This is a genomic window from Rathayibacter sp. VKM Ac-2928 (assembly GCF_022815545.1).
Taxonomy (GTDB): domain Bacteria; phylum Actinomycetota; class Actinomycetes; order Actinomycetales; family Microbacteriaceae; genus Rathayibacter; species Rathayibacter festucae.
On the sequence record NZ_JALGRU010000002.1, the window covers coordinates 61,113 to 84,746 of the forward strand.

Genomic DNA, 23,634 nt, shown 5'->3' on the forward strand with positions numbered 1-23,634 from the left:
GCACCGGCGGGGCCGGTCGCCCCGCCGCTCAGGACCCCCGGCGGTCGAGCCGGTCCAGCCGCGCGTTGTACGCCGCGAGCTCGGCCTCGCCGTCCCGGTCGGCGCGGCGGTCGTAGCGCTTGGCCGTCCGCTCCTCCGAGCGCACCCACTGCGCGACGACGACCAGCGCGATCAGCACCATCGGGATCTCGCCCGCCGACCAGGCGATCCCGCCGCCGACGCCCTGGTCCGCGAGCAGTGCCTCCGTGTCGGTGTACCCGAGCGCCGTCCACCAGGGCGCGGCGAGGACGGTGGTCTGCGACATGATCGCCAGGCCGAAGAAGGCGTGGAAGGCCAGCGTCGCCAGCATCACCAGGAGCCGCAGCACGTGCCCCGGGCGGTCCGGCCCCGGGTCGACGCCGATCAGGACCCAGAAGAAGAGGTAGCCGGTCGCGAGGAAGTGCAGGGTCATCAGCACGTGGCCCTGGTGGCTGAACATCGCCCACTCGAACCAGCCGGTGTAGTAGAACGCGACGAGGCTGCCCGCGAAGAGCACCGCGGCGACCGGCGCCTTCGACAGCACGGCGAGGTAGCGCGAGTGCACGACCGCGAGGATCCACTCGCGCAGCCCCCGCCCGCCGTCGCGGCGCACCGGCAGCACCCGCAGCGCGAGCAGCACCGGCCCGCCGAGCACGAGCAGCGGCGGCACGACCATCATCAGCAGCATGTGCTGGATCATGTGCGTGCTGAAGTGCACCTGCCCGTACACGCCCGGCCCGCCGCTGGTCGTGTAGGCGAGGGCGGCGCAACCGGCCACCCAGGCGAGCGTGCGGCCGAGCGGCCAGGCGTCGCCGCGGCGCCGGAGCTTCAGCACCGCGTGCACGTAGAGGGCGGCGCCGACGACGGCGATCCCGAGCCAGACGGCGTCGAGGTGCCACTGGTCGAGCATCCGCGCGGGCGTCACCTCGGGCGGGTAGCGGAAGCCCAGCAGGCTGCGGCGCGCGTCGCCGCTCACCGGGTCCTGCGAGACCGGTGGCGCGCTGTTCGAGAGCGCCACCGAGACGCCGATGGTCAGCGCCATCACCAGCACCTCGCCGACCGCGACCGCGGTGAACGCGCGGCGGTCGGCCGGGTCTGCGCGCAGCCGCGGGATCAGCCGCAGCCGGTGCCAGGCCCCCGCGCCGCCGAGCGCGAGCAGCGCGACGGCCTTCACGATCAGCAGCTGCCCGTAGGGCGTGCCGAGGTCCTCGACCCCCTCGATCCGGAGCGACGCGTTGACGAGCCCGGAGAAGGCGACCGCTCCGAACGCCCAGCCGGCCAGCACCGAGTAGCGCGCGACGACCGTGCCGATCTCGCCGCCGACGGTCCGCCGCAGCAGGATCACCGCGGCGAGCCCGCCCGCCCAGGCCGTCACTCCGATCAGGTGCACCGCGAGGCTGTTCACCGCGTTCGCGTGCTCGTCCGCGCCGGCCGCGTGCCCGGAGAGCGAGAGCGGCAGGAGCGCCAGCACCGCGATCGCGGTCGCCGCCGCCACCCAGCCGAGCCGCCGGGAGAAGAGGGTGAGCAGCAGCACCGCCGTCGCGCACGCCGTCGACGCCACGAGCGTCTGCCCCAGCTCGAGCTGCGTGGCGTAGAAGACCAGCTGGGTCCGGAAGCCCGGCGCGTCCAGCGGCTGCCCGATCGCGTTCGCCGCCGTGAAGACGAGCACGGCGAGCGCCGACGCCACCCAGACGGCCGCCGACCAGGTCGCCCAGCGCAGCGCCCGGTTCTGCGAGTACGAGACGATCCCGGGCGCGATCCGCTGCCCGGGCAGGAGGAAGGTCGCGGCCGTGAGCAGGCCGATCGTCAGCGACGCGGCGGTGTCGTGCACGACCCGCGCGATCGGCAGGCCGCGGGTCACCAGCTCGCCGGGATCGATCAGGCGGGTCTCGGTCGAGAACGCGCCGGTCCAGGTGAGCCCGGCGAGCGCGACCGCGACCGCCGCGGGGACGGCGAGCAGCAGGGTCGCCTCCGCCGCGCGGAGCGGAGCGGCGGCCGGCCGCCCGGGTGGGAGGAGGTCGTCGTCGTCGGGGCCGTCGTGGCCGAGGGGCGTGGAGGACGGTGCGTGCGCCACAGCAGTGGCTCCCTTCGCGCGGCCGGTCCGGAGGGACGGGGCATCGCGCACAGACCCCGCCCGCGGGCAGGGGTCGATGAGGACGCGCAGCGCGCGTCGAGGATCAGGAGGCGGGGGCGGCGGGCGGCCCGCGGCGGGGCACGGCGTCGGAGAGCACGTCCGCCACGACCGGGAGGATCGCGCGCGGCGCGGTCAACGAGCGGCGCCCGGTCGCCGACGCGAGGACGGGGACGGCCGGCACCCGCACGAGTCGCGCGGCCGCGTGGGCCGTCGTCGCGGCGACCGCGATCAGCAGCGCCTCGCCCCGGTGCAGGACGGCGATCGTGACGACCGCCGCGAGCAGGTGCGCGATCCCCATCGAGGAGTCGTGCCCGCCCGCGTGGGCCGTCGCGGCGCTGATGTCGATCGGGCCGCCGTGGGCGTGCGCGGCACCGGCCGGCCCGGCCACGGCGCCGATCTCGAAGAGCGCGTGGAAGAGCAGCTGGCTCACTCCGACCGAGACCGCCAGGCGCGCGAGCGAGAGCCCGCGGCCGGCGAGCGCGACGCAGACCGGCACCGACAGCACGAGCGGCACCGCGAGTCCGAGGAGACCCGGCACCTCGCCGCCGCCCGCGACGTGCAAGAACAGGGCCGTGAGGGTCGCCACCGTCGCCGCCACGACACCGCGGAGGGTGCGGAGCGAGCGGGAGGACGACACCTCTCCAGTGTCGCAGGCGGATCGGCGCGGGCACCCTTCGCATCCGAGTCCATATGTGCAAGAGTGTGCATACGACAATACGTCCGCGGTCGTCGCGGCGAGCGGAGCGCAGGGAGTCGCATGGGTCACGACCACGGGCACGCCGGCTCCGCCGCCGCCCGCCACCGGCGCCCCCTCGTCATCGCCTTCGTGCTCACCGCCGCCTTCGCGGTCGTCGAGTTCGTCGTCGGCCTCACCACCGGCTCGCTCGCGCTGATCTCCGACGCCGCGCACATGGGCACCGACGTGATCGCGCTCGGGATGTCGATCGCCGCGATCTCGCTCGCCGGCCGCCCCGCCGCGAAGGCGCGCACCTACGGCTCCTACCGGCTCGAGGTGCTCGCCGCACTCGCCAACGGCGTGCTGCTCTTCGGCGTCGCCGGCTTCGTGATCGTGGAGGCGGTCCGCCGCTTCGCCGAGCCGCCCGCGGTGCCCGGCGCGCCGCTCCTGATCACCGCGATCATCGGCCTGACGGTCAACCTGGTCAGCCTGCGCCTGCTCTCGGCCGGCGCGAAGGAGAGCATCACCCTGCGCGGGGCCTCGCTCGAGGTCCTCGGCGACGCCCTCGGCTCGATCGGCGTGATCCTCGCCGCGATCGTGCTGCTGACCACCGGCTGGGCCTGGGCCGACCCGATCGTCGGCGTGCTGATCGGCCTGCTGATCCTGCCGCGCACCTGGTCGCTGACCCGCCAGGCCCTCGGGATCCTGATGGAGTCGGCCCCCGCGCACGTCGACCTCGCCGCCGTCGAGCGCGACGTCCGCGCGGTCCCCGGCGTGCTCGCGCTGCACGACCTGCACGTCTGGACCATCACCTCCGGCATGGAGAGCGCCACCGGCCACATCGTCGTCGCCCCCGACGCCGACTACCGCGAGGCGCTCGCCGGCGTGCTCGCCGTCCTGCGCGAGGACCACGGCATCGACCACGCCACCATCCAGTGCGAGCCCGAGGCGTTCCGCGAGCGCCCGCGCTCGGTCTGAGCGCTGAGCCACTGAGGCGCTGAGCCGCCGACCGCCCTTCCGCCTGTTGACGTCAACATGTACAGTCGGAGGCCACGGGCGTGTTCACGTGAACAGCTCCCCTTTCAGAGTTGAAAGAGAGACGCATCGATGTCGATGTCCACTGCCAGACGCACTCGCCGGAAGGCGGGCCGGATCGCCGCGCTCGCCACGAGCGCCGCCCTCGCCGCCGGAGCGCTGCTCGCGCTCCCCGCGGCCGCCGCCCCCGCGCAGGCCGCCGACGCCTTCCGCATCACCCCCAACCCCGCCGCGGCGGGCGAGTCGTTCGAGGGCTGGGGCACGAGCCTGGTCTGGTTCGCGAACGCCACCGGGAACTACCCCGAGGCCCTCCGCGAGGAGCTGTATCAGAAGGTCTTCGGCGACGACGGCCTCGACCTCAACATCGCCCGCTACAACATCGGCGGCGGCAACGCCTCCGACGTGAAGGACTACCTCCGCCCCGGCGGCGCCGTCGAGGGCTGGTGGAAGCAGAACCCGGCCGGCGACGCCGCGACCTACGGCGGCACGAGCACGAACTACGCCGACCGCGACGCGCTCCTGGCGAAGTGGAACGCCGGCGACGCCTCCTCCTACGACTGGACGAGCGACGAGACGCAGCGCTGGTGGGTCGAGAAGCTCGCCGAGGAGAAGCAGATCTCGCACTGGGAGGCGTTCGCCAACTCCGCCCCCTACTTCATGACCGAGAGCGGCTACGTCTCCGGCGGCTTCAACGCCTCGAGCGAGCAGCTGAAGCCCGCCGCCGAGGCGAAGTTCGCCCAGTACCTCGCGACCGTCACCGCGCACATGGAGGACGAGTACGGCATCGAGTTCGACACCCTCGACCCGTTCAACGAGCCGAACACCAACTACTGGGGCACCCAGCTCACCAACGGCGTCCCGACCGGCGGACGGCAGGAGGGCATGCACATGGGCCCGACCCGCCAGGCCGACCTGATCCCCGACGTCGCCGCCGCCCTGGACGCCTCGTCGAGCGACGCCGGCATCGCCGCGATGGACGAGACCAACCCCAGCATCTTCAAGACCAACTGGGCCGCCTACTCCGCCGCCGTCCGCGCCGAGGTGGACCGGATGAACGTGCACACCTACGGCACCTCCGACCGCCTCGCGGTCCGCGACCTCGCCAAGCAGGCCGACAAGGACCTCTGGATGAGCGAGATCGAGGGCAACTGGGTCGCGGGATACGACCCGGTCAACATCGAGAACGGCCTCGGCATCGCGGGCCGCATCAACGACGACCTGCGCGAGCTCGAGCCGAAGGCCTGGGTGCTCTGGCAGCCGGTCGAGGACCTCTACAACATGAGCCCGAAGGGCGAGAACCTCAACTGGGGCTCGATCTTCATCGACCTCGACTGCAAGCCGTACCAGGAGGGCGGCGCCGAGGTCTGGAAGTCCGCGCGCCGCGTAGCGGACGCCGGCGGCGACTCCACCAAGGCCCCGGTCTGCGGCGTCGAGACGAACTCGAAGTTCAACACGATCCGCAACTTCACGAAGTTCGTCCACGAGGGCGACCACCTGATGCCCACGAACGACACCTCCTCCACCGCCGCCGTCCGCGGCGACGGCAGCGGCGCGACCGTGGTGCACACCAACACCGGCGCGACGGCGAAGACCGTCGTGCTCGACCTCTCCCGCTTCGGCAGCATCGCCGCCGGCGCGACGGTCACCCCCTACGTCACGACGCAGGCCGCCTCGGCCGCCGCGCCCACCGGCAATGCGCTGGTCGCGAAGCCCGCGGTCGCCATCGACCGGGAGTCGCGCACCGCGACCGTCACGGTGCCCGCCAAGTCGGTCACCTCCTTCTCCATCGACGGCGTCTCCGGCGTCGCCGACTCCGCCCCCGCCCTCCGCGACGGCCACCGCTACCAGCTGGTCGGCACTCAGAGCGGCAAGGCGCTGACCGGCAACCCCACCGGCGCCGCGACCACGATCACCACCCTCGCCACCGACTCCACCGCCGCCGCGAAGCAGAGCTGGACCGTCCGCGAGGTCGCCCCCGGCGAGCGCGAGGCCACCCGCCGCGTCGTGCTGCAGAACGCCGACGGCCGCGTGCTCGGCGCCACGAGCGCCGGCACCGACCTGCGCACACTCTCGGTCGACACCGCCAAGGCCGACGCCGCCACCCGCTGGATCGTCAGCACCACCGACGGCACCGCCTACACGCTCGTCAACGAGTCGATCGGGCTCTCGCTCGATGTCAACGGCCAGTCCAGCACCGAGAACACCACGGTCGGCGTCTACGGCTCGAACGGCGGAGCGAACCAGTCCTGGACGCTGCGCGACCTCGCCCCGTCCGCCGCGCAGACGGTCGCCGTCCGCACCACCGTCGGCGTCGCGCCGACCCTGCCCGCCTCGATCGCCCCGCAGTACGCCTGGGGCACCGGCGCTCCGGTCGCCGTCACCTGGCAGCGCCCGGCCGACTCGGCCTACGCCGCCGCCGGCCGCGTCGAGGTGACCGGCACCGCGACCGACCTCTTCGGCCAGTCGATCCCCGTCACCGCGCTCGTCGACGTCGGCGGCCTCACCGCCACCGACCCGGCGTCCCTCACCGTCGCCGCCGGAGCCTCCGTCGCCGCGGTGCAGGCCGCGGCCCCCGGCACCGTGCCGGCCCGCGTCGGCGCCTCGACCAGCACCTTCGCGGTGCCGGTCGCCTGGGACTGGACGCCGCTGACCACCGCCTCGCTCGCGGCGCCCGGATCGGTGACGATCTCCGGCACCGCGACGGCCGACGGCCAGACCCTCCCCGCCACGCTCACGGTGCTGGTCACCGCGGGCACGCTCCGGAACTTCAACCCCGATGCGGGCATCGTCGCGACCGCGACCTCGTCCGAGTCGGGCTACGGACCGGAGCGCACCCGCAACGGCGTCGACGGCGACAAGGGCTGGTCCAACTGGACGAGCGGCACCAAGGCCGCGCAGAGCAGCCTGACTTACACCTTCCCCGCCACCCGCCAGGTGCAGCAGGTGTCGGTGCAGTTCCAGCGCGACGGCGGCACCAGCTGGGCGCAGAGCTACCAGCTGCAGTACCAGGGCACCTCGGGCACGACGTGGACCGCGGTCCCCGGCTACGAGTCCGCGGTCGCCCTGGCCGCGCCCGCCGACGGCACCGCGCCGACGCTGAACGCGACCTTCACGCCGGTGACGGCCAAGGCCTTCCGCGTCGTGATGAACGCCTACGCCAACACGCACCTGATCGTGTCGGAGACGAAGCTGTACGAGTCGGTGGCGTCGCCCGCCGCGGTCGCCACCCTCGGCGCCCTGCGCGTGAACGGGATCGGCGTCGCCGGCTTCGAGCCGGCCCGCGGCTCCTACGCCGTGACCGTCGACGGCACGACGATGCCGATGCTCACCGCGGTGGCCACCGACTCGGCGGCCCGGGTGCGCGTCACGCAGCCGACCACCGCGAACGGCGGAGTGGGCACGATCGCGGTCACCTCGGCCGACGGCACGGTCTCGCAGACGACGACCGTGACCGTGACGCTGAAGGCGCCCGCCGCCCTCGCCGTCGCGGTGACGGCCACGACCCGCTGCATCGCCGGCAAGGTCACCCTGACGGTCACGGCGCAGAACAACGCGACCGTCCCCGTCTCGATGACCGTCGCCTCCGCCTACGGCTCGAAGGAGTTCACCGGCATCCTGCCCGGCAAGAACGCCTCCGCCGCCTTCTCGACGCGCGCCGCCTCGGTGCCCGCCGGCCAGGCCACCGTCACCGCGACCGCCACCGTCGACGGCGCCCCCGTCACCACGGTGATCCCGGCCGCGTACTCCGCACGCAGCTGCTGACGCCCTGCATGCTGGTCGAGTAGCCGCGCAGCGGCCCCCATGCCGGCCACGTAGCCGCGCAGCGGCCCCCATGCTGGTCGAGTAGCCGCGCAGCGGGCGTATCGAGACCCACCCTCCGAACACGTGGATCTCGATACGCCCGCTCCGCGCTACTCGATCAGCATGCTTCCGCGAGTGGACCCGGAACGGGCCCAGCGCCCCCAGCAGGCCCCCGCACGCGTCCACTCGTCCACCCCACTTCCCGCGAACGGACCCGCATCGGGCCCCGCAACTCCGCCAGACCCCCTCCCACGTCCACTCGCCGGCGCCCCCTCCCTGCTGGTCGAGTAGCCGCGCAGGGGCCCCCTCATGCTGGTCGAGTAGCCCCGCAGGGGCGTATCGAGACCCACCGTCCTCAGCGCAGCGGGTCTGCAGACCCGTCCTTCTGACGGGGCGGATCTCATAGGCCCGCTCCACGCGCTACTCGATCAGCATGAAGGCGCGAGCGGAGCCGGAACGGGCCGCGCGCCTCCTGCAGAGCCCCGCACGCGTCCACTCGCACGCCCCGCCTCCCGCGAACGGACCCGCATCGGGCCCCGCAGCTCCGCCAGACCCCCTCCCACGTCCACTCGCCGGCGCCCCCTGCATGCCGGTCGAGTAGACCCGCAGGGGCGTATCGAGACCCACCCTCCGAACACGTGGATCTCGATACGCGCGCTCCGCGCGCTACTCGATCAGCATGAAGACGCGGACTCACACGGAACGCGGCGCGCCCCTTCCCTGCTGGTCGAGCAGCCGCGCTGCGGAGTATCGAGACCCGCCGTGGCCAGGACGCCGGCCCGTCAGTCCGTCACCGCGTCGTAGACCGCGAGCAGGCGGTCGAGGAAGGCCTGCACCGTCGCGCGCTCGGCCGAGTCGAGGTCAGCGACCGCCGCCTCGACGCCCGCGATCAGCGGGGCGACCCGCTCCTGCGCGCGCCGCGCCGACTCCTCCGAGGCCGTGACGATCAGCTTCCGCCCGTCCGTCGGGTGCCGCTCGCGGCGGACGTGGCCGGCCGCCTCGAGGCGGTTCAGCACGAGGGTCGTCGCCGCCGTCGAGACGCCGAGGCGCCCGGCCAGCTCGGTCGGCGTCAGCGGACCCGCGGACATCAGGTGCGTCATCGCGTCGAGCCCGACGGCGTCGACCGCGAGCGCGCGGGTGAGCGACTGCTCGAAGAGCCGCTGCCGCTCCGTCACCTGGCGCACGCGGGTCCGGATGCCGAGATCGGGCGCGCTGTCACTCATGCCTCCACGATAACGGTGTAGATTGCCAATCTCATTGATTATCAACGAAGGCGGCAACCATGACCCGTGTCCTGATCTCCGGCGCCAGCATCGCCGGCCCCGCCCTCGCGTTCTGGCTGCACCGCTACGGCGTCGAGGCGACGATCGTCGAGCGCGCGCCCGCCCTGCGGCTCGGCGGGCAGAACGTCGACGTCCGCGGCGCCGGCCGCGAGGTCGCCCGCCGGATGGGCCTCGAGGACGACATCCGCGCCGCGACGACCGGCGAGGTCGGCACCCGCTTCGTCGGCCGCGGCGGACGCACCCTCGCCGAGTTCCCGGCCGGCACCTCCGACAGCGGCGGCGCGACCGCCGAGCTCGAGATCCTCCGGGGCGACCTCGCGCGGCTCCTCGTCGACCGCACCGTCGAGCACACCGAGTACCGCTACGGCGACCGCATCACCGGCCTCGACGACGACGGCGCCGGCGTCACCGTCTCCTTCGAGCACGCCCCCGACGAGCGCTTCGACCTCGTCGTCGCCGCCGACGGCATCGGCTCGAGCACCCGCCGGCTCGTCTTCGGCACCGAGCCGGAGATCCGCTCGCTCGGCCTGGAGACCTCCTACGCCACCATCCCCCGCACCGCCGCGGACGACGACTGGTGGCGCTGGTACAGTGCGGTCGGCGGGCGCAGCATCACGCTCCGCCCGGACCCGCACGGCACGCTCCGCGTCGCGCTCTCGCAGGTGATCGACCGCCGGCTCGACCGCGCGAGCACCGAGCGCCGCTCGATCGACGAGCAGCGCGCCCACCTCCGCACGGTCTTCGGCGACGCCGGCTGGGAGGCGCGGCGCGTCCTCCGCGGACTCGACGAGGCCGACGACCTCTACTACGAGCAGATCGGCCAGGTGCACGCCCCGCGCTGGTCGAGCGGACGGGTCGCGCTGGTCGGCGACGCCGCCTACTGCGCCTCCCCGGTCAGCGGGATGGGGACGAGCCTGTCGCTCGCGGGCGCGTACGTGCTCGCCGGCGAGCTCGCGGCACACGTGGATCCGCGCGACGGCTTCGCGGGGTACGAGCGCATCATGCGGCCCTACGTGACGCAGGCGCAGGCGCTGCCGCCGGGGGTGCCACGGGTCGCGAACCCGGTGTCGCGGCTGGGAGTGGCGGCGTTCGGGCTCGCGGTGAAGGTCGCGGCGACGCCGGTGATCGGGCGGACGATGGGGCGGTTCTTCACGCCGCCCGCGGACGCGATCGCGCTGCCGGAGTACTCGCACCTGGAGCGCTGAGGACGCGGGATCTCGATACGCCCCTGCGGGGCTACTCGATCAACATAAAGGGCGCGGCTGCCGGAGGGCGCAGCATGCAAGAGCTGCGGGCCTCCCCATGCTGGTCGAGTAGCCGCGGAGCGGCGTATCGAGACCCGACCCGTCAGTGGGCCTCGGCCGGCTCGCCGCGCTTCAGGACGCGGCGGACGCCCGTGACGGCGGCGACGACGATCAGCCCGAGCACGAGGCCGAAGATCATCGAGACGAAGGTGTCGGCGATCCAGACGACGACGGGGCCGGCGCCCTCGACCGCGTGAGTGACGACGTGCACGAGGTCGTAGGGGCCGTGCCAGAAGGTCTCGGCCAGGTTCGCCGTGACGAGGTGCCCGCCGACCCAGAGCATCGCGAGCGTGCCGATGATGCTGATGGTGCGGAAGACGGCCGGCATCGAGGCGACGATGCGCACGCCGAAGCGCCGGACGCCGCGCGCCGCGTTCTTCATCAGCCGCAGCCCGACGTCGTCGATCTTCACCAGCAGGGCGACCGCGCCGTAGACGAGCAGCGTCATGCCGAGGCCGACCACGGCGAGCGCCCCGAGCGTCCCGCCGAAGCCGAGGTCGGTGTCCAGCCCGTCGAGCGCGATCAGCATGATCTCGGTGCTGAGGATCAGGTCGGTCCGCACGGCGCCGAAGACGAGCTTCTTCTCGTCGCGCGCCTCCGTCTCGCCCGCCGCATGGTGCACGCCGAACCACTCGAGCACCTTCTCCGCGCCCTCGAAGCAGAGGAAGGCGCCGCCGACGATCAGCAGGTACGGCAGCACCCAGGGCGCGAACGAGGAGAGCAGCAGCGCGATCGGGATGATGATCACGAACTTGTTGACGAGACTGCCGAGCGCGATCCGCCCGACCACGGGCAGCTCGCGCGCCGGGGTCAGCCCCTGGACGTACTGCGGAGTGACGGCCGCGTCGTCGATGACGACACCGGCCGTCTTCGCGCTCGCCTTCAGGGCGGCGGTGAGGATGTCATCGACGACGGCGAGCAGGCCGACCGACATGGGTGCTCCTTAGCGAGGACGGGTGAGAAGCCTCACAGTATCGCCCGCAGCCGACACCTCCGAGCGACCCGGGCGGCCCCGAGCGCCTCAGCGCGGCGCCGGCCCCGTGCTCTCGCGCACGACGAGCTCCGTCGGCGTCAGGGTCACGCCCGAGCGCTCGCCCGACTCCAGCTCGCGCAGCAGGATGTCGACCGAGCGGCGCCCGGTGTCGCCGAACGACTGGTGCACGGTGGTCAGCGGCGGCCAGAAGCTCGCCGACTCCTCCATGTCGTCGAAACCGACCACGCTGACCTCGCCCGGCACCGCCCGGCCGGCGTCGTGCAGGGCGCGCAGCACGCCGAGCGCCATCTGGTCGTTCGCGGCGAAGACCGCCGTCACGGCGGGATCCGCGGCCAGCTTCCGGCCGATCCGGTACCCCGACGCGCTCGACCAGTCGCCGACGAGCGCCTCGGGCACCGGGGCGCCCTGCGCGCGCAGCGTCGACTCCCACGCCTCCCGGCGCCGCTCGGCCGAGTAGGAGCGCTCCGGCCCGGCGATGTGGTGGACGGTGCGGTGGCCGAGCCCGAGCAGGTGCTCGACGGCCTGGCGCGCGCCCGAGACCTGGTCGGTGTCGACGACCGGGTAGCGGTCGCCGCCGGCCGAGTCGACGACCACGACGGGCAGGTCGGGCGGCAGCACGATGTCGGCCTCGTCGAGCAGGTGCGCCTCCATCACGATGATGACGCCGTCGACCGCCTCCTCACTCAGGCGGTGGAAGGCGACGGACACCTCGCCCTGGGTCGGGTGCGGCACGGGGATGAGGGTGATCGAGTACCCCGCGTCGGCCGCGGCGACCGCGATGGCGTCGAGGGTGCGCATGTTGCCGAAGGAGGACAGCGTGAACATGATCACGCCGATGCTGTGGAAGCGGCCGGTGCGCAGGGCGCGCGCGGCGCTGTTGGGCCGGTAGCCGAGGGCGCGCATCGCCTCGAGCACGCGCTCGCGCGTCTCGGTGTCGACGTTCTGCTTCCCGTTGGACACCCGCGAGACGGTCTGCCCGGACACGTTCGCGCGTCGCGCGACGTCGGCCATCGACACGCTCCGTCGGCGCGGGACGGCGGTCGCCGCGTTCGTCTCGATGGCCATGCCGTCCCTCCACGAGTCCCGCGCCGGTGGCGGAACATCGTTTCCCCATCGAAACCTAACGGATCGTGCGCGTGTTGACGTGGCCATGCTACGGTGGCGTCCTGCCATGTTGACGTGAACATGTCGGAACCGACCCCGAACGGAATCCCGCCGATGACGACGACGTCTCCCCCTGTCCCGCTGCGCGAGGTCACCCCTCCGGCCGCACCCCTCGCCGTTCCGCGCAGTCGCGCGAAGAGCGAGTGGAAGGGCCTGGCCTTCGTGGCCCCCTTCCTCGTGGTGTTCCTGCTGGTCTTCATCGCGCCGGTGATCTACTCGATCTACCTCAGCCTGTTCCGCGAGCAGCTCATCGGCGGCAACGCCTTCGTGGGCTTCGAGAACTACCTGGCGATCTTCCGCGACCCGAACTTCTGGGAGGGCTTCGGCCGCGTCCTGCTGTTCCTGGTCGTCCAGGTCCCGGTGATGCTCGTGCTCGCGCTCGTCGCCGCCCTCGCGATCGACAGCGGCCGGCTGCACGGCACCGGCTTCTTCCGCATCGTCGTCTTCCTCCCCTACGCGGTCCCCGCCGTCGTCGCGGTCCTGATGTGGGGCTTCATCTACGGCGACAACTTCGGCCTCACCGCCAACGTCAACGACCTGCTCGGCTCCGACCTGATCGCGCCGTTCTCGCGCGACTGGATCCTGGTCTCGATCGGCAACATCGTCACGTGGGAGTTCGTCGGCTACAACATGCTGATCTTCTACTCCGCGCTGAAGACGATCCCCGGCGAGCTCTACGAGGCCGCCGAGATCGACGGCGCCGGCCCGCTGCGCGTCATCCGCTCGATCAAGCTGCCCGCCCTGCGCGGCGCGATCGTCATCGCCTCGATCTTCTCGATCATCGGCAGCTTCCAGCTGTTCAACGAGCCGAACATCCTCCGGACGCTCGCGCCGAACATCATCACCACCTACTTCACGCCGAACATGTACGCCTACAACCTGTCCTTCGCGGGTCAGCAGTACAACGCGTCGGCCACGGTCGCCATCGTCATGGGCGTGATCACCGCGGTGATCGCCTACGTCGTGCAGCTCCGCGGCGCGCGCAAGGAGAACTGATGGCCATCGCAACCGCACGCCGCCCCACGAAGGCCGCCCCGGCCAAGCGCCCCGCCCGCCGCGGCTCCTCGGTCGCCCCGAAGAAGTCGATCGCCTTCACCCTGCTGATGTCGGCGTTCATCCTCTACAGCCTCGTGCCGCTCGCCTGGCTCGTGATCAACGCGACCAAGACCCAGGCCGGCCTGTTCTCGAGCTTCGGCCTCTGGTTCGACGGCGACTTCGTCCTCTTCCAGAACATCGCCGAGACGCTCACCTACCGCGACGGCATCTTCCTCCGCTGGCTCGGCAACACGCTGCTCTACGTGGTGGTCGGCGCGGGCGGAGCGACCCTGCTCGCCACGCTCGCCGGCTACGGCCTCGCGAAGTTCCGCTTCGCCGGGCGCAAGGCCGTCTTCGCGGTCGTCCTCGGTGCGATCGCCGTCCCCGGCACCGCGCTCGCCGTCCCGACCTTCCTGATGTTCAGCCAGCTCGGCCTCACCAACACCCCGTGGGCGATCATCATCCCCTCGCTGATCAGCCCCTTCGGCCTCTACCTGGTCTGGGTCTACGCGGTCGAGTCGGTCCCGACGGAGCTGCTCGAGGCGGCGCGGATGGACGGCGCGGGCGAGTTCCGCACCTTCTTCACCATCTCGATCCGCCTGCTCGCCCCCGGCATCGTCACCGTGCTGCTGTTCTCGGTCGTCGCGACCTGGAACAACTACTTCCTCCCGCTGATCATGCTGAGCGACCCGCAGTGGTATCCGCTCACCGTCGGCCTCAACCAGTGGAACGCGCAGGCCACCGGCGTCAGCGCCCAGCCGATCTACAACCTGGTGATCACCGGCTCGCTGCTGACGATCATCCCGATCGTCGTCGCGTTCCTCGGCCTCCAGCGCTTCTGGCAGTCCGGCCTGAGCGCCGGCAGCGTCAAGGGCTAGGCCCACCCCACGAACCCGTCCCCCGGTCGGAGCGTCCTGCCCCGCACCACTCCACCCGCACCACCCCACAGCACGAAGAAGTGAAGGGAATCACCATGAAGATCGCCCACTCCGCCCTCCGGCGGACCCTGACGGTCGTCGCGGCCGCAGCACTCGCCGCGGGCTCGCTCGCCGCCTGCTCGTCCGGCGGCACCACCGGCGGCGGCACGACCGCCTCCGGCACCGCGGCCGACCTCGACGCCGCGCTCGAGACCGGCGGGAAGATCACCTACTGGAGCTGGACCCCCAGCGCCGAGGCCCAGGTCGCCGCGTTCGAGAAGGCCTACCCGAAGGTCGATGTCGAGCTGGTCAACGCCGGCACGAACAAGGACGAGTACACCAAGCTCGAGAACGCGATCAAGGCCGGCTCCGGCGCCCCCGACGTCGTCCAGATCGAGTACTACGCCATGCCGCAGTTCGCGCTGTCGGACTCGCTGCTCGACCTCTCCCAGTACGGGATGAGCGACCTCGAGGACAAGTTCTCGGCGTCCACCTGGGGCAGCGTCAACATCGACGGCAAGCTCGTCGGCCTCCCGCAGGACTCGGGCCCCATGGCGATGTTCTACAACAAGACGGTCTTCGACCAGTACGGCATCGCCGTGCCGACCACCTGGGACGAGTACATCGCCGCGGCCAAGGCGCTGCAGGCGGCCGACCCGTCGAAGTTCATCACCGCCGACACCGGCGACGCCGGCTTCGCGACCAGCATGATCTGGCAGGCGGGCGGCGAGCCCTTCACGACCGACGGCACGAACGTCACCGTGAACCTCGAGGACGAGGGCACCGAGAAGTGGACCGGCGTCTGGAACCAGCTCGTCGAGGGCGGCCTCCTCTCCGACACCCCCGCGTGGGGCGACGAGTGGTACAAGGGCCTCGGCGACGGCTCGATCGCCTCGCTGATCACCGGCGCCTGGATGCCCGGCGTGCTCGAGTCCAGCGTCCCCGACGCCTCCGGTGACTGGGCCGTCGCGCCCATCCCGACCTACGACGGCACCGCCGTCAGCGCCGAGAACGGCGGCGGCGGCCAGTCCGTCACCAAGCAGAGCGAGAACCCGGCGCTGGCCGCCGCGTTCCTGCGCTGGCTGAACAGCGACGAGGCCTCGGTCGACGTCTTCCTCGAGAGCGGCGGATTCCCGTCGACCTCGGCCGACCTCAGCAGCCCGGACTTCACCGGCGCCGAGTCCGAGTACTTCGGCGGCCAGAAGATCAACGAGGTGCTGACCCAGGCCTCGACGGACGTCCGTCCCGGCTGGTCGTACCTGCCCTTCCAGGTCTACGCGAACAGCGTCTTCGGTGACACCGTCGGCCAGGCCTACGCCAACAAGTCGAGCCTCGACGACGGCATCGCCGCCTGGCAGAGCAAGCTCGTCGAGTACGGCAACGCTCAGGGCTTCACCGTCTCCGAGTAGCACTGTTCTCAAGTAGCACTGGCGGCGTTCGAGGCCGGTCGGATCGCTCCGGCCGGCCTCGACCCGTCCCACGATCCTGAGGGGGATCCCGCATGACCACCGCTCCCGACTCCGCCGCGCCGGCCGCCGCGCCGACCGGCGCGCCCCAGAGCCGCTTCGCCATCGGCGCGACCGACTTCGAGCTCGACGGCAGGCCGCACCGCATCCTGTCGGGAGCGCTGCACTACTTCCGGATCCACCCGGACCTCTGGGCCGACCGGATCCGCAAGGCCCGCCTGATGGGCCTGAACACCATCGAGACCTACGTCGCCTGGAACGCGCACGAGCCGCAGCGCGGCGCCTGGCGCGAGGACGCCGGGCTCGACCTGGGCCGCTTCCTCGACCTGGTCGCCGCCGAGGGTCTGCACGCGATCGTGCGCCCCGGCCCCTACATCTGCGCGGAGTGGGACAACGGCGGCCTGCCCGCCTGGCTGCTCCGCGACCCCGAGGTGGGCGTGCGCCGCTCCGAGCCGCACTACCTCGCCGCGGTCAGCGACTACCTCCGCCGGATCTCCGCGATCGTGGCGCCGCGCCAGATCGACCGCGGCGGGCCCGTCGTCCTCGTGCAGATCGAGAACGAGTACGGCGCGTACGGCTCCGACAAGGAGTACCTCGCCGAGCTGGTCCGGGTCACCCGCGACAGCGGCATCACGGTGCCGCTGACCACGATCGACCAGCCGACCCCGCAGATGCTCGCCGACGGCAGCCTGCCCGGCCTGCACCTGACCGGCTCCTTCGGCTCGCGGACGGCCGAGCGCCTCGCGACGCTGCGAGAGTTCCAGCCCACCGGCCCGCTGATGTGCATGGAGTTCTGGTGCGGCTGGTTCGACGACTGGGGCACCCAGCACCACACCACGGACGCGGCGGCGTCGGCGAGCGAGCTCGACGCGCTGCTCGCGGTCGGCGGCTCGGTCAACATCTACATGTTCCACGGCGGCACCAACTTCGGCCTGACCAGCGGCGCGAACGACAAGGGCCGCTACGCCGCGATCACCACGAGCTACGACTACGACGCCCCTCTGAACGAGAGCGGCGACCCGACGGCGAAGTACTGGGCCTTCCGCGAGGTCATCGCGCGCTACGCGCCGGTGCCGAACGAGGTGCCCGCGGTCTCCCCGCCGGCGCCGGTGCTCACCGCGCCGCTCGTGCCGGGCCCCGCGCTGCTCGGACTCGACGCGGTCTTCGGGCCGGCGACGCGCCTGGAGTCGATGGCGAGCTTCGACGACCTCGGGCTGGCCGGCGGGTTCGCGCTGTTCACGACGATGCTGACGGCGGGCGACGCTCCCGCCCGGCTCGTCGTCGGCGAGGAGGTGCGCGACCGCGCCTGGGTGCTGCTCGACGGCGTCCCGGTCGGCGTGCTCGCGCGCGACGACCACGAGCGGGCGATCACGCTCCCCCGCGGCACCGGCGAGCTGGCGGTCCTGGTCGAGGACCAGGGCCGGGTGAACTACGGCGAGCGGATCGGCGAGCACAAGGGGCTGATCGGCGGCGTGCGGCTGGACGGCGCGGAGCTTCCCGGCTGGGTCGCCCGGCCGCTCGCGCTGGAGTGCCTGCCCGAGTGCGGCCGGGTGCCCGGGAGCGGATCGTTCGCCGCCGGACCGGGCCTCGCCTCCGGCTCCTTCGAGCTCGACGCGCAGGCCGACCTGCACCTCGACACGCTGCACTGGGGCAAGGGCCTGGTCTGGGTGAACGGCTTCCTGCTCGGCCGCTACTGGCGGCGCGGGCCGCAGCGCACGCTGATCGTGCCGTCGCCGGTCACCCGGGTCGGGCGCAACGAGGTGGTCGTGCTGGAGTTCGAGTCGATCGCGGAGCCGGAGATCCGGCTGCTCGCGCACGCGGACCTGGGGCACACGGAGATCTAGCGGACGGGCCTGCGGGGCGGGGCGGGCCGGGCTGCGGCGGGAGTGTCCGAGGCCTCTGCTAGCCTCGGGCCGCCTCCGCCCCGACGCGGCGCGGGAGCAGAGGGGGAACAACCATGACGCACACCACCGCCGCCCGAGCCGGAGTCGCCCGAGCCGGACTCGCCCTCACGGGCGCTCTGCTGCTCGCGCTGACCGGCTGCACCGCCGCCGCCGAGCCCGAGCCGACCGCCGAGGCTCTGCCGCAGCACACCGACGCCGAGCTGGCGACGATCTTCGACGACATCCAGTTCGTGCCCGCGGAGTTCACCAGCACCGAGGAGATGCTCGGCTCGGTCTACCCGGGGCTCACCGCGACGGACGCCTCCTGCCTCGCGCCGTTCGGCGTCGGCTGGGACGCGGACGACACGCTCACCGACGCGGGCCTCGCCTACGGGACGAGCGCCGACCGCTCGATGACCTCGGTCGTCGCGAGCACCGGCGACGCGGACACCGCCTCCGCCCTCGTCGCCTCCGCCGAGGACGCGCTCGAGCGCTGCGCCGACGGCTCCGAGCTGTTCGCCCTGCAGGGCACCCCTGTGCAGACCACCGTCGAGCAGACCGAGCCGACGATCACCGGCACCGACGAGGCCGTCGGCTGGACCGTCACCGGCGACGTCGGCGGCGCCCCCTTCGCCCTCGTCGGCATCACCACCCGCGTCGGCGGCGACGTCGTCGCCCTCGTCGGCTGGGACCCGTCGACGAACACCTCCTACGTCCCCCAGGCCACCCAGCTCTTCGTCGACGCCCTCTAGCAGCGCGGCTCAGTGGCGAGGGAGAGCGCTCGGGCGCTGCAGAACATCAGCTGAGAAGGGGTGGCCTCCGCTGTCAGGGGAGGGACCCTGCTCTCAGCTGATGTTGTGCGCACCCACTGCTGGTCGAGCAGCGCGCAGCGCGTATCGAGCCGCGAACCCGCTTCGCGTCTCGGTGGTGAGGGAAAGGACGCGGCGGCGCCGCGCATGGTGGTCGAGTAGCCCCGCAGGGGCGTATCGAGACCCGCCGTCACCAGCAGGGCGGGTCTGCAGACTCGCGTTCTGACGGTGGCGGATCTCGATACGCCCGCTCCGCGGGCTACTCGATCAGCATGCTTCTCCCCATACGGACTGGGTGATCTTTCTTAGGAGACCCCCGTGGTCGGCGTCAGCTCAGCCAGGAGAGCCGGCCGCCGTGCGGCGCCGCGAAGGCGAGCGGCACCCCGTCCGCCGCGAGCAGGAACGGCGTGCGCTCGGGCGCTGTCAGCGAGGCGGCCTGCTCCCGGAGCGACGGCAGCAACGCCTCCGCCTCGAGCGTCACCAGGCTCGCGCCCGACTCGGCGACCGTCGCCAGCACCCGCTCCCGCGCGGCCCACGGCAGGTACACCAGCGTCCCGAGCGACACCACGACCGCGCGCAGCCCCCGCGGCACCGCGGCGAGCACCTCCGGCAGCGCCTCCGCCGCGTCGCCCGCGACGATCGCGGGCGGGTCCTCCCGCAGCGTCGCCACGGCGGCCCGGAGCCGCGCCGTGCGCTCCGGCCGGTCCGGCGGCAGCAGCGCCTCCAGCCAGGCGCGGTCCTCGGCGGAGCCGACCTCGAGCGGACGCAGGTCCAGCCCGCGCCGCCACGCCACGACGGGGAGCCGCGAGGGCGCCGCTCCCCCGGTCACCGCGCACTCGAGCACCGGCTCGCCCCGCCCCAGCCGAGTCGTCCCCTCCGCCCCCGCGAACACGTACGAGTACCGCTCCGGCGCGAGGCACAGCCCGGCCGAGGCGCCGATCTCGATCAGCGCGACCGGCTCTCCCGGCTCCGTGATCCGCTCCAGCGCCGCGACCAGCGGGGCGCAGCGCAGCGCCTCGTTCGTCTGGGTGAGGCGCTCCGCTGCCACCGGCGCGACCCGCGGCCACTCCCGCCGCAGCCACTCCGCGAAGGCCGCGCCGTCCACCGCGGGCGCCCCGAGCAGCCGCGCCACCGAGAACAGCAGCGACGGCTGCCGGTGGGCGCGCGGCAGCTCGTCGATCAGCGCCAGCAGCGCCCCGTCGCCGGCGACGGCGAGCGCCCACTCGACCTGCAGCTCGGAGGTCTGCGCCAGCTCGACGGCGGCGCGGCGGTAGCGGTCGGCGGTCGGCTCCATGCCTCCATCCTCCGCGATGCCCCACATACCGCGACGGCCCACATGCCGCGACGACCCGCTCAGCGCTCCAGGTGCGGCGGGTGGTCGCCGTGCCGGTGCACGATCCGCCAGCCCTGCCCGTCGATGCGGCGGTAGACGTGGGTGACCCGGATGATCAGCGGAGCCGTCTCGCGCCCGTCGATCCGCGTCGCGCCGATCTCGCGGCCGACCGTGTAGGCCAGGTCGCCGGCGACATGGATCAGGTCGTAGTGCGGCGTCAGCCCGCCGCCGGCGAACCGGCCCGCGACCCAGCCGAGCGTCTCGTCGATCGCCGCGCGGCCCCGCTCGATCGTGCCGAACGCGCCGTAGAGCGTCGAGTCCGCGGTGTCGGCCCAGCAGCGGCGGTACGGCTCCGCGTCGCCCGCGGCCATCGCGGCGAGCGCCTCGCCGACGGCCACGAGGGCGAGCACGAAGTCGGGCGGCAGCTCGGTGACGGCGGCGGCGCCGAGGGCGGAGGAGGCGGCGGCGTCCATGCGCGGGACTCTACTCCCGAGGTCACCCGCACCGTCGGCGGGTCGGCACTGCCGATCCCGATCACTGTCGGTGGTCGCCGGTAGAACGGACGCATGTCCGGCACCCGTCAGCGCACCCTCCTCGACGTGCGGCGCATCTACGCCGAGCCGGCCGCGCTCGAGCTGCCCCGCGGGCAGGAGATCGTCGAGCGCTGGCCCGCGGCCGAGATCGTGCCGGTCGACTCGCACTGGAACATCCCGGAGGTGCACGGCGACGAGGCGAACGTCGCGCGCTGGGTGCGGATCAAGACGGAGGCGCTCGTCGTGGGCGTCAAGAAGTCGCTGGTCACCCGCCCCAACGGCCGCTCCGCCGACTTCATCGCCCCCTCCTCCGCCAACGGCTGCGCGATGGCCTGCGTCTACTGCTACGTGCCGCGGCGGAAGGGCTACAGCAACCCGGTCACGGTCTTCGCGAACATCGAGCAGATCCAGCGCCACCTCGCCCGCCACATCGCGAAGCAGGGCGTGAAGGCCGAGGCGAACCAGTGCGACCCCGACGCCTGGGTCTACGACATCGGCGAGAACAGCGACTGCTCGGTGGACGCGCTGCTGAGCGACAACGTCCGCGACCTCTGCGACCTGTTCCGGATGTCGCCGACCGCCAAGGCCTCGTTCGCCACCAAGTACGTCAACCGCGAGCTGCTCGAGTGGGACCCGCTCGGCCGCACCCGCCTCCGCTTCTCGCTGATGCCCGCCGAGACGGCGAAGGTCACCGACGTGCGCACGTCGCCGATGGCCGAGCGGATCGCCGCGATCAACGACTTCGTCGACGCCGGCTACGAGGTGCACGTCAACTTCTCGCCGGTGATCCTCACCGAGACCTGGCAGCGCGACTGGACCGAGCTCTTCGATCAGCTCGACGCGGCCCTGCACCCGCGGGCGAAGGCGCAGCTCGCCGCCGAGGTGATCCTGCTCACCCACAACGCGGGCCTGCACGAGGTCAACCTCGGCTGGCACCCGAAGGCCGAGGACCTGCTCTGGGCGCCCCGGATGCAGGAGTCCAAGGTCTCCGAGAACGGCGCCGTCAACATCCGCTACCGCCGCGACCTCAAGCGCGCGGCCCTCGACCGCTTCCTCGCCCTGCTCGCCGAGCGGCTGCCCTACTGCCGCGTCCGCTACGCGTTCTGATCGAGGGTCCGGAGGAAGAGCGACGCCCCCGCGGCCGCATCGGCGCGCAGCCGCTCCTCCAGCTCCTCGTCGCCCGCCTCCCGCATCTGGGCGGCGAAGTGCCCGGCCCACCGGCCCTGCGGATCGAGCAGCATCGACACCGCTCCGCGGGCGACGGCGGCAGGTGGCCGTCGATAGCTGACGGCCGGCAGCTCCAGGATCGATTGCGCGGCCTCCCGCGGACCACCGGGGTTGAAGAGCACGACGAACATCAGGTCGTAGGCGTCCTTAGCCGTGGACCGCGACAGAAGTGCGGCTGATTTCGCGGTCAGGTATCCGGCGAGGGAAGCGAACCGCAGTTCGACGCGGTCAGGAGCGTCGACGTGGTCCGCTCTGACGCGCGGAGAGACGGAGAGTTCTCGAAGGATCGGCTGGACCAGGGCCGCAGCGGGCCCCTCCAGGTTCTGCACGGCAGCGCTCTCGGCGCCGGGGAGGCTGACGGTCTGTCCCGGCTGATCGACCACGTCGCACAGCGGATCCAGGCGCACCAGAGCGTCGCCGAGAACCGCGTCCCACTGCCACCCCGCCGCCCCTCTCCGGGCCCGGAAGCCGGACGTCCGCAGCACCCGATCCAGCCAGCCGAAGTCGAGCTCCTCGCGGTCGTAGACGAAGCCGAGCTCGAAGAGGAGATCGACATCGGTGGTCCCCAGGTGAGCGGCGGGCGCCGAGGGGGCGAGGAAGTCCGGGTTCAGCCCGCCGATGACGACGAAGTCCTGCGCGTGCGCTCCGGCGAGCAGCGCGAAACGGACCAGCGCGTCCTCCGCTCGGGCGCGCGCCGCTCTCGTCCTCGCCTCAGAAGCCAATGACCCTCTCCCTCAAGAACTCCGCCGCCTCGGCGCTCCGGCCCCCCGCCCGCAGGAGATCGGCGTAGACGCGAACCGGCGACGCGACCGTCACACCCTGCACGGACGAGGCCGAGGCCAGGATCTGAGGGGGCGAGGCAAGGAGGTGGATCCGACCGCCGGTCTCGACCTCGACCGCGCCCCCCTCGCCGCTCAGATCCTGGCAGGCCCGGTCGAAGTCCTCTGCCGTGACGCGGATCAACAGGTCGGGGACCCTGGTGAGGAAGGGTGCGAGCCGATCCGCCGCAGCGCTGCCGGAGGCGCACCAGCCGGTGGTCACGGTGCGCTCGACCAGGTCGAGGGAGTCCGCGACGTCTCGCCAGGGGACGTGGAACTGGCGCGACTCGTCCGCTCCCGCCGCTCGAGCCGAGTGCCCGGCCCAGTCGCTCAGCAGCCTGCCGGGGTCGCGGAACTCCCGGCCGGCCGTCCTCCCGCGCTCCGGACCCACCTTCGCGGTGTAGCCCTCCGCGTCGAGAGCGGCGAGCGCCTTGGAGGTCTGCTGATAGGAGAAGCCCGTGGCGGAGACCAGCTCGGCAGCCCGCGCCGCGGAACCACCCGGCCCTCCCCCACCGCGGACGAGAGCGGCGAGCGCGGCCTCCGCTGTAGCGAGCCTCGCGGCGCTCCACGCCCCGACGCGCGGGGGCCTGCGGCGCTCGGGCGGCAGCCGCACGATCAGGAGATCGGGATCGATCCGGATCACGGCGCTCCCCGACTCGTCAGCCCACGATGCGCCCTGCTCACGCAGGAGTGCGCGTGCGCCGGGCGACATCCCGCGGGCGAGGAAGACGGGCACGTCGTTGCGCCCTCCCGGCAGGTCGCGCTCCCGCGCCCGGCGCACGTCGGCCGGCAGTCCCTCGCCGATCCACACCGGAACCAGCGACCATCGCGCCGGCCGACCGACGACGACCCTGCCCGCGTCCACCCGCGGTGACGCCTCCTCGGGCAGGGCGCTGCGCAGGAGTTCCAGCAGCGACTTCTCTCGTCTATCCACGGTTTTCATCTTATTTGGAGAAAACCTTTCTTTCTCGAAAATAATCGAGTCCAGGCTTCGGGGGAGAGAAGTGCGGTCTGAGTGCGTCGGGGCGCCCGGCATCGCATTCCTGGGAGTCCGCCCGCCGTGCCGCGGCGCCGCTTCGCAAAGCGGATAGCGGCCCCCGTTCCAGGGCCGCTCCCCGTACCTTCGGAGAACGGTCGTTCCTGCGACCACTCGCTCGACTCCCCCCTCCGCCCGGCACCCGGCAGAGGGAGTCGCCGCCAGGGC

18 protein-coding genes are annotated in these 23,634 nt (G+C 72.6%); 9 read left to right on the forward strand and 9 right to left on the reverse strand.

All coding sequences use genetic code 11. The features are described 5' to 3' along the window. Positions 1-28: 28 nt before the first annotated feature. Together MT350_RS20420 and MT350_RS07860 are read right to left on the reverse strand one after the other, a co-directional pair. Entirely contained in the window at positions 29-2,092 is a 2,064-nt protein-coding gene (locus tag MT350_RS20420) for a cytochrome c oxidase assembly protein (RefSeq protein ID WP_243599666.1), read from the reverse strand. Positions 2,093-2,195: 103 nt separating this feature from the next. Beyond that, positions 2,196-2,789 carry a hypothetical protein gene (locus MT350_RS07860; protein ID WP_243599665.1) on the reverse strand — a complete coding sequence of 198 codons (594 nt, stop codon included), beginning with the start codon at positions 2,787-2,789 and terminating at the stop codon, positions 2,196-2,198. A 120-nt stretch (positions 2,790-2,909) separates the two neighbouring features. Between MT350_RS07860 and MT350_RS07865 the strand changes: the two genes are divergently transcribed. Further along, complete coding sequence (locus MT350_RS07865; protein ID WP_243599664.1) at positions 2,910-3,806, forward strand: cation diffusion facilitator family transporter; 897 nt, start codon at positions 2,910-2,912, stop codon at positions 3,804-3,806. A 135-nt stretch (positions 3,807-3,941) separates the two neighbouring features. After that, on the forward strand, positions 3,942-7,625 hold the full coding sequence (locus MT350_RS07870) for an RICIN domain-containing protein (protein ID WP_243615675.1): 3,684 nt from the start codon (positions 3,942-3,944) through the stop codon (positions 7,623-7,625). Between the two features lie 821 nt (positions 7,626-8,446). Here MT350_RS07870 and MT350_RS07875 read toward each other — a convergent pair. Then, positions 8,447-8,887, reverse strand: a complete 441-nt coding sequence (locus MT350_RS07875; RefSeq protein ID WP_243615676.1) for a MarR family winged helix-turn-helix transcriptional regulator — start codon at positions 8,885-8,887, stop codon at positions 8,447-8,449. A 59-nt stretch (positions 8,888-8,946) separates the two neighbouring features. On the opposite strand from MT350_RS07875, the gene MT350_RS07880 reads away from it, so the two are divergent. Continuing rightward, positions 8,947-10,152, forward strand: a complete 1,206-nt coding sequence (locus tag MT350_RS07880; protein ID WP_243615677.1) for an FAD-dependent monooxygenase — start codon at positions 8,947-8,949, stop codon at positions 10,150-10,152. A gap of 142 nt (positions 10,153-10,294) precedes the next feature. Here the strand turns inward: MT350_RS07880 and MT350_RS07885 are convergent, their stop codons facing one another. Both MT350_RS07885 and MT350_RS07890 read right to left on the reverse strand, forming a co-directional pair. Beyond that, positions 10,295-11,185 carry a DUF808 domain-containing protein gene (locus MT350_RS07885; RefSeq protein WP_123731701.1) on the reverse strand — a complete coding sequence of 297 codons (891 nt, stop codon included), beginning with the start codon at positions 11,183-11,185 and terminating at the stop codon, positions 10,295-10,297. Between the two features lie 87 nt (positions 11,186-11,272). Continuing rightward, positions 11,273-12,310: a LacI family DNA-binding transcriptional regulator gene (locus tag MT350_RS07890; RefSeq protein ID WP_243615678.1), complete on the reverse strand. Its 1,038-nt coding sequence runs from the start codon at positions 12,308-12,310 to the stop codon at positions 11,273-11,275. Positions 12,311-12,463: 153 nt separating this feature from the next. Here MT350_RS07890 and MT350_RS07895 point away from each other — a divergent pair, with 153 nt between their 5' ends. The 5 genes from MT350_RS07895 to MT350_RS07915 all read left to right on the forward strand — a co-directional run bounded on the left by MT350_RS07895 (position 12,464) and on the right by MT350_RS07915 (position 18,462). After that, positions 12,464-13,405 carry a carbohydrate ABC transporter permease gene (locus tag MT350_RS07895; protein WP_123444496.1) on the forward strand — a complete coding sequence of 314 codons (942 nt, stop codon included), beginning with the start codon at positions 12,464-12,466 and terminating at the stop codon, positions 13,403-13,405. Beyond that, on the forward strand, positions 13,405-14,322 hold the full coding sequence (locus MT350_RS07900; protein ID WP_243615679.1) for a carbohydrate ABC transporter permease: 918 nt from the start codon (positions 13,405-13,407) through the stop codon (positions 14,320-14,322). The genes MT350_RS07895 and MT350_RS07900 overlap by 1 nt, the downstream gene beginning before the upstream one ends. A gap of 95 nt (positions 14,323-14,417) precedes the next feature. After that, on the forward strand, positions 14,418-15,770 hold the full coding sequence (locus MT350_RS07905; RefSeq protein WP_123734593.1) for a sugar ABC transporter substrate-binding protein: 1,353 nt from the start codon (positions 14,418-14,420) through the stop codon (positions 15,768-15,770). Positions 15,771-15,862: 92 nt separating this feature from the next. Next, entirely contained in the window at positions 15,863-17,671 is a 1,809-nt protein-coding gene (locus MT350_RS07910) for a beta-galactosidase family protein (RefSeq protein WP_243599658.1), read from the forward strand. A 113-nt stretch (positions 17,672-17,784) separates the two neighbouring features. Beyond that, positions 17,785-18,462, forward strand: coding sequence for a hypothetical protein (locus MT350_RS07915; RefSeq protein ID WP_243599657.1), 678 nt, complete (start codon positions 17,785-17,787; stop codon positions 18,460-18,462). A 385-nt stretch (positions 18,463-18,847) separates the two neighbouring features. On the opposite strand, the gene MT350_RS07920 is transcribed toward MT350_RS07915, so the two are convergent. Further along, positions 18,848-19,813, reverse strand: a complete 966-nt coding sequence (locus tag MT350_RS07920) for a DUF2332 domain-containing protein (protein WP_243615680.1) — start codon at positions 19,811-19,813, stop codon at positions 18,848-18,850. Positions 19,814-19,872: 59 nt separating this feature from the next. Further along, entirely contained in the window at positions 19,873-20,325 is a 453-nt protein-coding gene (locus MT350_RS07925; RefSeq protein WP_243581472.1) for a DUF4440 domain-containing protein, read from the reverse strand. 93 nt (positions 20,326-20,418) lie between these two features. Here MT350_RS07925 and MT350_RS07930 point away from each other — a divergent pair, with 93 nt between their 5' ends. Beyond that, entirely contained in the window at positions 20,419-21,492 is a 1,074-nt protein-coding gene (locus tag MT350_RS07930; RefSeq protein ID WP_243599654.1) for a spore photoproduct lyase family protein, read from the forward strand. On the opposite strand, the gene MT350_RS07935 is transcribed toward MT350_RS07930, so the two are convergent. Together MT350_RS07935 and MT350_RS07940 are read right to left on the reverse strand one after the other, a co-directional pair. Next, positions 21,480-22,334, reverse strand: a complete 855-nt coding sequence (locus MT350_RS07935) for a hypothetical protein (protein ID WP_243599653.1) — start codon at positions 22,332-22,334, stop codon at positions 21,480-21,482. The two genes, MT350_RS07930 and MT350_RS07935, sit on opposite strands and share 13 nt — an antisense overlap. Next, positions 22,324-23,466 (reverse strand): type IV toxin-antitoxin system AbiEi family antitoxin, encoded by a 1,143-nt coding sequence (locus tag MT350_RS07940; protein ID WP_243615681.1) that lies wholly within the window; start codon positions 23,464-23,466, stop codon positions 22,324-22,326. Before MT350_RS07940 ends, MT350_RS07935 begins: the two co-directional genes overlap by 11 nt. Between the last annotated feature and the right edge of the window lie 168 nt (positions 23,467-23,634).